Raw genomic sequence first — 9,496 nt, 5'->3', positions numbered from 1 at the left:
CAAGGACGGCATGAACAAGTACGGCATCACCACCAACCCGGTCTTCATCCCGGGGCCGGTGGAGCCGCGGTACTCGACCTTCCTCTCGTTCATCGGCTTTTCGGTGGACGAGCACAGCGGCGAGAACCTCTACATCGACGCCACCGTCGCCTATCGGCGGGCGTGCCTGAACGCCATCGAGTACCTGAAGAAGTTCGGCTACTCAGGCGAGCAGGCGTACCTGCTACTGGGCGCCGCGCCGATCGAGGGGCGGATCAGCGGGGTCGTCGACATCCCGAACGCCTGCTGCTCGCTCTACCTGCCGGTCGAGATCTTCGAATTCGACATCCGACCGAACGCGCAGGGGCCGACTTCAGCCGACCGTGGTATGGCCGCCCGGACGTAGTCGTGGCGCCTTGGGCGCGGCCCAGCCGGGGTCGCGCCCTTCCCTCGTGATCGAACGGAACACGCCGTGACCGCTGCCAAAGGGAAGTGCGAGGAGACCGATGATCGCGTTGATTCTCCTCTGGGTCGGGGCGGTTCTCTTCCTCAACGGGTTATGGCTCTTGGGCCGGGTGAGTGACCAAGAGATCGGGGTGATCAACCTCTTCGTCGGCGGGGTGACGCTGCTGGCGGCGCTGGCAAGCGCGCTCCGCGGCGGTGCGAGCCTCGACGACATCGGCTTCGGCGCGCTGGTCCTCCTGTTCTCGTTCACCTACATCTGGATAGGGATAAATCGCTTCCTCCAGACTGATGGGCGAGGTCTCGGCTGGTACAGCCTGTTCGTGGCCATCACGGCACTCCCGATCAGCATCGAGCTGCTGCGGGGTGCAACCACCACCTGGGACTACTGGCTGGGGCTGAACTGGCTCGCCTGGGCCGTCCTGTGGTTCCTCTACTGGGCACTCCTGGTGCCCAAGCGGGTCGGGGTCCAACTCGTTGGCGTGCTGACGCTGGCCGTCGGGATCGCCACCGCCTGGCTGCCGGCCTACCTGCTGCTGCGCGGCTACATGGCGCTGTAGGGCGTCGGGAGCGCGGGCATCGCACGGAGTCGGTGAGGCTCCGTCGGCCCTGACTGGCGGATGAGCATCGCCACTCAGGAGAGGGCACGGATCGTCACGCGGGGTGTCACCCCGAAGGTTTCAATGCGGTGACCCTGACCGGACGGGAGCACGCCGCGTCCGCAGCGGTAGCCCAGTCCGCGAGCGGGTTGGTGTCCGCCGAGATCGCCCCGACCGTCATGCGTTCGGTGGCGCATGACGGTCGGGTGAGGTTATCTGCAACGGCTCAACCGTCGGACTTCGGCATCGTGCTCAGCGTCATGGTCTCCTTGATCGGCGGTCGATCAAGGTAAACGCGACCACCAGTGCGATCACGACAAGCAGAAGGCCGATGCCGAGTTCCATCGACCCAATCGCCCCAATGGCTGGTCCCAGCAGCAAGAGGAGCGCGAACGCGGTCGCCAGGATCAGAATCGTGACTCCGATCTTCGCCAGCACCCGTCAGGCTCCCTTCGACGAATGGCGGGGCCAGTCATCCCCGCCGATTGCTCGCTCTGCCCCCTCACAGCGCGACGCGATCCGACGCGCGGATCTGGCGGCAGGAGAGGACGGTGGCGAGCAGCACGGCGAGGTAGAAGGCGGCGATCACCACGCCGATGACTCGCCAGGGGATGCTGAGCACGAAGTTGGGCATGACCATGGCCGTGACCACGACCGGGGGGATCGCCAGCGCCAGGACGACGACGGTGCTCACGGCGACGAAGAACGTGTTCTGGGCAAGGACGACCTGCTGCGCCCAGGTCGGCGTCAGCCCGATCGCGATCAGCGTACCCAGGTAGCGCCGCAGCGTCAGCACCTGGGCGCGTGCCACTGCGACGGCGCAGAGCAGCACGACGAGCATGAGCCCGGCGGCGGCAGTGAAGTATGCCCGTGGCACGAAGGGGTTGACCGTCTCGTAGAGGACAACCTGACGCGGGTCCAGTCCCGCGTCGAGAACCGCCCGCCGCGCGGCCCGCGCGTCGGCGTCTGAGACATCGGTGAACACGATCCCACCGTCCATGATCGGTAGGCCGAGCCGCTCCGCGGTCGCGGTTAGCAGGACGCCGTTGGTGCTCATCCGCCAGGCAGGATGGAGGCTCGCCGCGACCGCGGGGAGGCGCACCTCTTCCGCTCCCACTGCCGTGGGTGTGACGAGCACGCGCTCGCGGCCCTCGCGGTCGTCCCATGCGAGCATGCCGCCGTCAACAAGTACTGTCTGCTCCGTCTCGGTCAGGGGGCGCCCGATGAGCCGGCTGACGTCGTCCAACGTGTCGAGCGCGAGTACCGCGCCGAGACCGCTGCCATCGACCGCTACTGGCCCGTGCTCTCCCCATAGATAGCGGATCTGCACGGTCGGGCGCGATACCCCGAGTTGTTCCCGCACCACCGCGAGTACCTCAGGCGTTGGGGCTTGGAACTTTCCACCAGTCTCGCTCACCAGGACCTGGTGAGGGGCGACATCCGGAGCGAGTCCTTCCTGGCCGGTCTTAATCATGGCGTCGAAGAGGATGACATACCCCAGTGGGAGACCGAGCACGGCGGCCAGCGCAGCGACCGCGATCGTAGTGCGGCTGCGGTTATGCACGAGCTGCTGGCGGGCTAGACGCAGACGCGGGCCTGTGTTCGGAAGCAGACGCATTGCCTGGTCGACGACCTCGGGGACTAAGAGGAGGACTCCGACGGCGATAGTACCAGCGAGGACCATGGGGTCGGCGGCGGTGTCCACGTGAGGCGTCTGCAGGATCGCGGCGCAAGCGGCGAGCGTCGCCGCACCGTGCCGGGCGTGCTCTCCATAGCGTCGGGCCCGCGACGCTGAGGGGCGCGCGGTCGGTGCTTCCGGTACGGACGATGGCTGCCGGTTGACCACGGCGAACCGGATCCACACAGTGCCGACAAGACATGCAGCGGCGGCGGATATACCGAGCCTGAGTATCGGATCGAGCAGGCTGGGGAAGGGACTGAGCGGCTGTGCCCACAGGTGAAAGCGTGATAAGACGCCGCGGGCGATGAGCCCAATTACCGCACCCACTGCCACGCCGGCTGCAAGCGACGCCATGAGCCATCCGGTCACTGCTATGCCGATAGCTTTCGCCGCACGGCCGGGTGGCAGCCCAAGGGCCACGAGCAGGGTGCCGCTCCGGTGGAGCCGTCGCTGGCTGAGTCCAAAGGTCGCCAGCGATGCCAAGAAGGGGAGCAGCAGAGCCGGGATCCCGTAACTCGCTGGAATCCGCTCAATCCAGGGAGTCCGCCGTGTGCGACTGACGTCCGATCGATCCTGGGTTGTCGCCGCGACAGCGAGAGCCACGTCATCTCTCGGCTGACCGAGCTCGCGGGAGAGGAAGTCGCTCACCGCGTCGATGACCGACTGGCGTTGGCTTCCCTCCCAAAAGAGAGTCAACATTGCGCTAATGGATGGGAAGTTGCGGAGAGCTGCCTCCCCGATGCTGGCGAAGGTGCCCGGTGCCGCCAGGATCGCGTGGTAGTCGCCGTAGCGGTCGTCAACGATGCCAACCACGGTGAACCGCTCATGCCCGGCGAGCACGGCAAGTTCTTCGCAGAGCTCTGCGAGCGATCCGTTCGAGGTATGAGCCACGACGACCTCACCGGGCTGCTCGGGCCAACGACCGCGGAGGAGGACATACCGGTTGGGGAATGGACTGCGTTCCCAGTCGGCCTCGGTGAACCACGTGGTTGGTGGGTCAACCTGAGCTGGCTCCACGTCTACCGAGGTCACCGTGACCATCGGTGCGGTCGCACCACCTGCGAGTGCCGTCGCCTCAATCTCGGCTGCGATCGAGGCGTTCTTGGGGGTCAGGGTTAGTGTATTGCCCAGATACGACCGAAAGGCGAAGCGCCCCATTTCCCGCTCCACGATCTGGTCGCCGGAGAGGGTGAGCGCACTCATCCCGATGAAGAGCGCGACCACGGTGGCACTGACCGCCGCCATTAACCAGGTGGATGTCGCCAAAGAGCGGCTGCGCATGAACCGGCGTCCGACGCGCAGGGTGGCCACGCCTCTCATAGCCGTGCGACCTCCCGCTGACGCAAACGCCCGTCTACCATCTCGTACACCGTATCAGCGAACTCCTGACACATCGGGTCGTGCGAACAGACGACGGCCAGCGTGCCCTGGTCGCACAGTTTGCGGATCAGGGCGAACAGCGCGCGTGAGTTGGCTGAGTCCAGGGAGCCGGTTGGCTCGTCGGCCAGCAAGACGCGGCGCTGGCCGACGAGTGCCCGGGCAATCCCGACGCGCTGTCGCTGCCCTCCCGAGAGTTGGCTGGGCAGCCGGTCCTCAAGACCGGCCAGCCCGACGCGCTCGAGCTCGGCCAGGGCTGAGGCCCTGGCCTCCGCTCCTGTGAAACCGCGTACCTCCAGTGGCAGTGCCACGTTCTCCCAGGCGGTGAACTCATCGATCAGCAGGTGATCCTGGAAGACGACCCCAATCGTCTCCAGCCTCAGGCGTGCCCGGCCCCCCTCGTCGAGGGCGCCGACATCGACGCCGTTCACGTGGATCGTCCCGCTGTCCGCCACGTCCAGCCCAGCGATCAAGTTGAGCAGCGTGGACTTGCCCGAGCCACTAGCGCCGTAGATGCATACGAACTCGCCTGCATACGCGGAGAACGTCACGTCACGGACCGCACACACCGTCTCCGCCGGCGTCACGAATGCCCTGTGCAGCCCCGAGACGTCGAGCAGGGCAGGCGGGCCGAGACTCCCGGTCGTGGTCAGCAACCTCTGTTGGTTCGCCATGAAGAGACCTCATCGCTGTTCCAGAAGGCAACGTTGTTATCACGTCCGAATGCATGGAACGTCTGGCAGTCTCCTGTGCCATCCCAGTTGTCGTATCCCGCTGCATTGGTGTTGCTGCCGTTGGCCCAAGAGTCCATCTGGTTGTTCGCGGCGCCAGACAGGGCTACTAGACCTCCCCCGCTCGGGCGCTCACCAATCAGCCAGTTGAAGTCAGTGTTTCCCCACATGCACACATGTCCGCTATCGCATTCCTCGAGTTCTGCTTGTACGCTCCCAGCCGCGGCAACGGATGAGAGGGCCAGTGCGAGCGCTACGAGTAGGGATTTCTTGTGCACAGTTTCCCTCTAATGTCTGAATACCGATAGCCAAAGAAGGCGCATGACCTGCATCAGGCGCGCATCGTGAACACCTCCATTCAGCATGCAGTGATAATAGGACGATGACATGATAACCTGCTGCATACTGATAAGTCAATGAGTGAACTTGCTGTTGGGTGATACGAGGGGCTTCATTGAAGCGGTGCTAGTCTGAGCGACTACTGTGCTTCGGTTCCGTGCTCTATCCCGCCGCACTGTCGCGTACAATGTCCGCGTCGGCGCGGCACAGGGACTGCGGGCCATCCCCACGGTATTTCGTGGCTCCGTCGTTTCCACCGTCACCGCTGGCAGGCGCCAACCTTTGGATGAGCGCAGGGAGGGACCCATGGGCATCGGTGGCCGGCTCAAGAACTACGTCGGGATGGTTCCCAACCCGATCAGTGCGAAGACGCGCCAGGTCGGCTCGCGCATCCGCGGTGCCGACGTGACCGTCAGCGTCTGCCCCTACTGCGCCGTTGGATGCTCCCAGCTCGTCTACGCCAAGGATGGGCGCATCATCGACATCGAGGGCAACTACGAGAGCCCCATCAACGGCGGTACGTTGTGCCCTAAGGGCGCGGCGACCTATGGCCTGGTGTACAGCCCAAACCGGATTACCAAGGTCAAGTACCGGGCGCCCTACAGCGATCACTGGGAGGAACGCCCGCTCGACTGGGCCATGGAGCGGATCGCCCAGCTCGTCAAGAAGACCCGGGACGAGACGTACGAAGAAAGGGACGAGCGGGGCACGGTCGTCAATCGCACCCTCGGTATCGGCCACCTCGGCGGCGCGACGCTGGACAACGAAGAGAACTACCTGATCAAGAAGCTCTTCGCGGGCGGGCTCGGGATCGTCCCGATCGAGAACCAGGCGCGGATATGACACTCCAGCACGGTGCCCGGTCTGGGCGCCCGACTCGGTCGCGGCGGCGCGACGACGACGCTGCAGAGCCTGGCGGACAGCGACTGCATCGTCATCATGGGCTCAAACATGGCGGAGAACCACCCGGTCGGCTTCCGCTTTGTCGTGAGAGCCAAGACCCGGGGGGCGACGGTGATCCACGTCGATCCGCGGTTCTCGCGCACATCCGCGCTGGCGGACCTCTACGTGCCGCTGCGGGCTGGCAGTGATCTCGCCGTGCTCGGCGGGCTGATCAACTACGTCATCAACAGCGAGCGCTGGAACACCGACCCGTTCTTCAAGGAGTATGTGACCCACTACACCAACGCGCCGGTCATCATCAACCCGGCGTACCAGGGCCCGGAGGATCTCGGCGGCCTCTTCTCCGGCTACATCCCCGAGGAGCGACGCTACGAAACGGACACCTGGCAGTACGCCGGGCAGGATGAGCGACCGGCGGCGTCCGAGGACAAGGCGCAGACGGCCGAGCCGCGGCCGGAGTATATCGGAAACCTCACCGCGCCGCCCCGTCTTGACCCGACGTTGCAAGACCCGAACTGCGTCTTCCAGATCGTCAAGCGCCACTACGCGCGCTACACGCCGGAGATGGTGGAGCGGATCGCCGGCATCCCGCAGGATGTCTTCATCCGCCTGGCCGAGACGATCCTGGCGAACTCCGGGCGTGACCGGACCACGGCCTTCTGCTACGCGGTCGCCTGGACCCAGCACACGAACGGCACCCAGATCATCGGCGCCTGCGCGCTGCTGCAGCTCCTGCTTGGCAACATCGGCCGGCCGGGCGGCGGGATCCTGGCGCTCCGCGGCCATGCAACCATCCAGGGCAGCACCGATATTCCGACGCTGTACAACCTCCTGCCCGGCTACCTGCCGATGCCGATGGCGACCGCGCTGGAGCGGGACGAGAACCTCGAGGCGTACCTGCGCCGGAATCGGCCCATGACCGGTGCCTGGTACAACACCCCGGCCTACCTGATCAGCCTGCTCAAGGCCTGGTACGGCGACGCGGCCACGCCCGAGAACGACTTCTGCTACGACCTGGTGCCGAAGATCAACGGCGACGCGTCCTTCCAGGCCATGATCCCGATGATGAAGGACGGGATCATCAAGGGGCTGTTCGTCATGGGCATGAACCCGGCCGTCGGCGGTCAGAACGCCATCCTGGCCCGGGAGGGGCTGGCCAACCTCGACTGGCTGGTCGTCCGCGACGTGCACGAGATCGAGACGGCCGCCTTCTGGTGGGACGCGCCGGAGGTCCGCGAGGGCAAGGTGCGCCCGCAGGACATCAAGACCGAGGTCTTCTTCCTCCCGGCCGCGCTGCCAGGGGAGAAGGAGGGATCGTTCACCAATACGCAACGGCTGGTCCAGTGGCACGACAAGGCGATCGATCCGCCGGACGACGTGCGCTCCGAGGTCTGGTTCGTCTACCACCTGGGGCGCCGCCTGAAGGAGCTGTACCAGGGCGACGACACGCCGAAGGGCCGGCAGATCGCCGCGCTCACCTGGGAGTACCCCACGGAGGGGCCGCACGATGAGCCGGTCGTCGAGGCGATCGTCCGGGAGATCAATGGCTACACCGTGGCCGACGGACGGCTGCTGCCGGATTTCAGCGCGCTGCGAGACGACGGGTCGACCGCGTGCGGCTGCTGGATCTACTCCGGCATCATGCCGGAGGAGGGCCGCAACCGGGCGAAAGACCGCCGCGGCGACGAGCGCGCGGCGCTGGAGTGGGGCTATTCGTGGCCCCGCAACGTGCGCCTGCTCTACAACCGGGCCTCGGCTGACCCGCAGGGCCGCCCCTGGAGCGAGCGCAAGAAGTGGGTCTGGTGGGACGAGAAGGAAGGCCGCTGGACCGGCTTCGACACGCCCGACTTCCCGGTCACCAAGCCGCCGGACTACGTACCCCCTCCGGGCGCGGTCGGGCTCGACGCCCATCCCGGCGATGCGCCCTTCGTCAACATGGCCGATGGCCGCGGCTGGCTCTTCGCCGCCTCCGGGTTGCGGGACGGTCCGCTGCCGACGCACTACGAGCCGTGGGAGACGCCGGTCGGCAACGCGCTCTATCCCGAGCACCCGCGTAGCCCGGCGGCCAACCTGCTGGAGCGCCCGGACAACCGCTACCATGAGATCGGCGACCCGCGCTTCCCGTATGTCATCACCACCTACCGCCTGACCGAGCACCACACGGCGGGCGGCATGACGCGCTTCGTGCCCTGGCTGGCCGAGTTGCAGCCACACGGGTTCGTCGAGATCAGTCCGGAGCTGGCAGGGGAACTGGGGATCAACAACGGCGACTGGGTCGTGATCTCGACCCTCCGGGGCGAGACGGAGAGCCGGGCGCTGGTCACCGAGCGCCTGCAGCCGCTGGTGATCGACGGCAAGAAGATCCACCAGGTGGGCATGCCCTGGCACTTTGGCTACAGCGGCATCGCCAAGGGCGGCATCGCGAACGACCTGAGCGCACTGGTTGAGGACCCGAACTCGCGCATCCACGAGGCGAAGGCGTTTACCTGCAATCTCCGCAAGGGCCGGCTGACGCACAGCACGGACGAGGAGGGGCGCGGATGAGCACCACAGTGATCCGCGACCAGCCGGGCCGGACGGGTACGACCGGCGCCAGGCCCGGGGCGGTGGGCTTCCTGACCGACACCACGCTGTGCATCGGCTGCAAGGCCTGCGAGGTCGCCTGCAAGCAGTGGAACCAACTCCCGATGGACGAGTTCGGGTTCACCGGCTACAGCTACGACAACACGGGCGACCTCAGCGCCACGACCTGGCGGCACGTCGCCTTCATCGAGCGCATCAGCGACAGCGAGGGGCGGCGCCCCACCACGATGCGCGCCTTCCAGTCCAACTGGCTGATGATGAGCGACGTCTGCAAGCACTGCGTCAACGCCGGGTGCATGGAAGCCTGCCCGACCGGCGCGATCATCCGCACCGAGTTCGATACCGTGGTGGTGCAGCAGGACGTTTGCAACGGCTGCGGCTACTGCGTGCCGGCCTGCCCCTTCGGCGTCATCGCGCTCGACCTGGGCGACGGCCGGGCGCGCGTCGGCGACCACAAGGCCCACAAGTGCACGCTCTGTTACGACCGGTTGCGCGACGGCCTGGAGCCGGCCTGCGCCAAGGCGTGCCCGACCGATTCAATCCAGTTCGGGCTGGTCGAGGACCTGATGGACCGGGCGAAGCAGCGGGTAGCCGACCTGCGTGCGCAGGGCGTGGAGGAGGCACACATCTACGGCGACCGAGCGGTGGGCGGCACCGGCGGCATCGAGGGGCTGAACGCCTTCTTCATCCTGACCGCGCCGCCTGAGGTCTACAACCTGCCCGCTCAGCCCGAGCTGCCGCAGCGCAAGACGATTCCGGCTTCCGTAAGCACGGCCCTCGCGGCGGTGGCGTTCGCGGTGGGGGCGATCCTGTCGCTCCGGCGGAAGTGAGGACGGGGAGGA

General features: G+C 66.4%; 8 protein-coding genes. 4 read left to right on the top strand and 4 right to left on the bottom strand.

The window, feature by feature from the left end; genetic code table 11:
* Together IRZ30_RS02870 and IRZ30_RS02865 are read left to right on the top strand one after the other, a co-directional pair.
* A partial coding sequence (locus IRZ30_RS02870) for an acetamidase/formamidase family protein (protein WP_294082721.1) occupies positions 1-385 on the top strand: 385 nt, incomplete at its 5' end.
* 100 nt (positions 386-485) lie between these two features.
* Positions 486-1,001 carry an AmiS/UreI family transporter gene (locus IRZ30_RS02865; RefSeq protein ID WP_294082719.1) on the top strand — a complete coding sequence of 172 codons (516 nt, stop codon included), beginning with the start codon at positions 486-488 and terminating at the stop codon, positions 999-1,001.
* 297 nt (positions 1,002-1,298) lie between these two features.
* Here IRZ30_RS02865 and IRZ30_RS02860 read toward each other — a convergent pair whose 3' ends face one another.
* The 4 genes from IRZ30_RS02860 to IRZ30_RS17135 all read right to left on the bottom strand — a co-directional run bounded on the left by IRZ30_RS02860 (position 1,299) and on the right by IRZ30_RS17135 (position 5,107).
* Entirely contained in the window at positions 1,299-1,478 is a 180-nt protein-coding gene (locus IRZ30_RS02860; RefSeq protein WP_294082716.1) for a hypothetical protein, read from the bottom strand.
* A 64-nt stretch (positions 1,479-1,542) separates the two neighbouring features.
* Positions 1,543-4,041 carry a hypothetical protein gene (locus IRZ30_RS02855; RefSeq protein ID WP_012872926.1) on the bottom strand — a complete coding sequence of 833 codons (2,499 nt, stop codon included), beginning with the start codon at positions 4,039-4,041 and terminating at the stop codon, positions 1,543-1,545.
* Entirely contained in the window at positions 4,038-4,772 is a 735-nt protein-coding gene (locus tag IRZ30_RS02850) for an ABC transporter ATP-binding protein (protein WP_012872927.1), read from the bottom strand. Before IRZ30_RS02850 ends, IRZ30_RS02855 begins: the two co-directional genes overlap by 4 nt.
* A complete protein-coding gene (locus IRZ30_RS17135) occupies positions 4,748-5,107 on the bottom strand; it encodes a peptidase inhibitor family I36 protein (protein WP_148220080.1) in 360 nt (119 codons plus the stop codon). Before IRZ30_RS17135 ends, IRZ30_RS02850 begins: the two co-directional genes overlap by 25 nt.
* Positions 5,108-5,510: 403 nt before the next feature.
* Here IRZ30_RS17135 and fdh point away from each other — a divergent pair, with 403 nt between their 5' ends.
* Together fdh and IRZ30_RS02840 are read left to right on the top strand one after the other, a co-directional pair.
* Positions 5,511-8,615, top strand: a complete 3,105-nt coding sequence (fdh, locus tag IRZ30_RS02845) for a formate dehydrogenase (RefSeq protein ID WP_294082723.1) — start codon at positions 5,511-5,513, stop codon at positions 8,613-8,615.
* Positions 8,612-9,484 (top strand): 4Fe-4S dicluster domain-containing protein, encoded by an 873-nt coding sequence (locus tag IRZ30_RS02840; protein ID WP_294082700.1) that lies wholly within the window; start codon positions 8,612-8,614, stop codon positions 9,482-9,484. Before fdh ends, IRZ30_RS02840 begins: the two co-directional genes overlap by 4 nt.
* The last annotated feature ends 12 nt before the right edge of the window (positions 9,485-9,496 follow it).

This window comes from Sphaerobacter sp. (assembly GCF_019683595.1).
GTDB lineage: Bacteria > Chloroflexota > Chloroflexia > Thermomicrobiales > Thermomicrobiaceae > Sphaerobacter.
The sequence above is the reverse complement of the archived record's forward strand: the minus strand, read 5'-3'. Positions and strand labels throughout refer to the sequence as shown.

Coding starts and splice junctions, on each gene's coding strand:
- IRZ30_RS02865 (WP_294082719.1), top strand. CDS start 486: ATGATCGCGTTGATTCTCCTCTGGGTCGGGGCGGTTCTCTTCCTCAAC.
- IRZ30_RS02855 (WP_012872926.1), bottom strand. CDS start 4,041: ATGAGAGGCGTGGCCACCCTGCGCGTCGGACGCCGGTTCATGCGCAGC.
- IRZ30_RS02850 (WP_012872927.1), bottom strand. CDS start 4,772: ATGGCGAACCAACAGAGGTTGCTGACCACGACCGGGAGTCTCGGCCCG.
- IRZ30_RS02840 (WP_294082700.1), top strand. CDS start 8,612: ATGAGCACCACAGTGATCCGCGACCAGCCGGGCCGGACGGGTACGACC.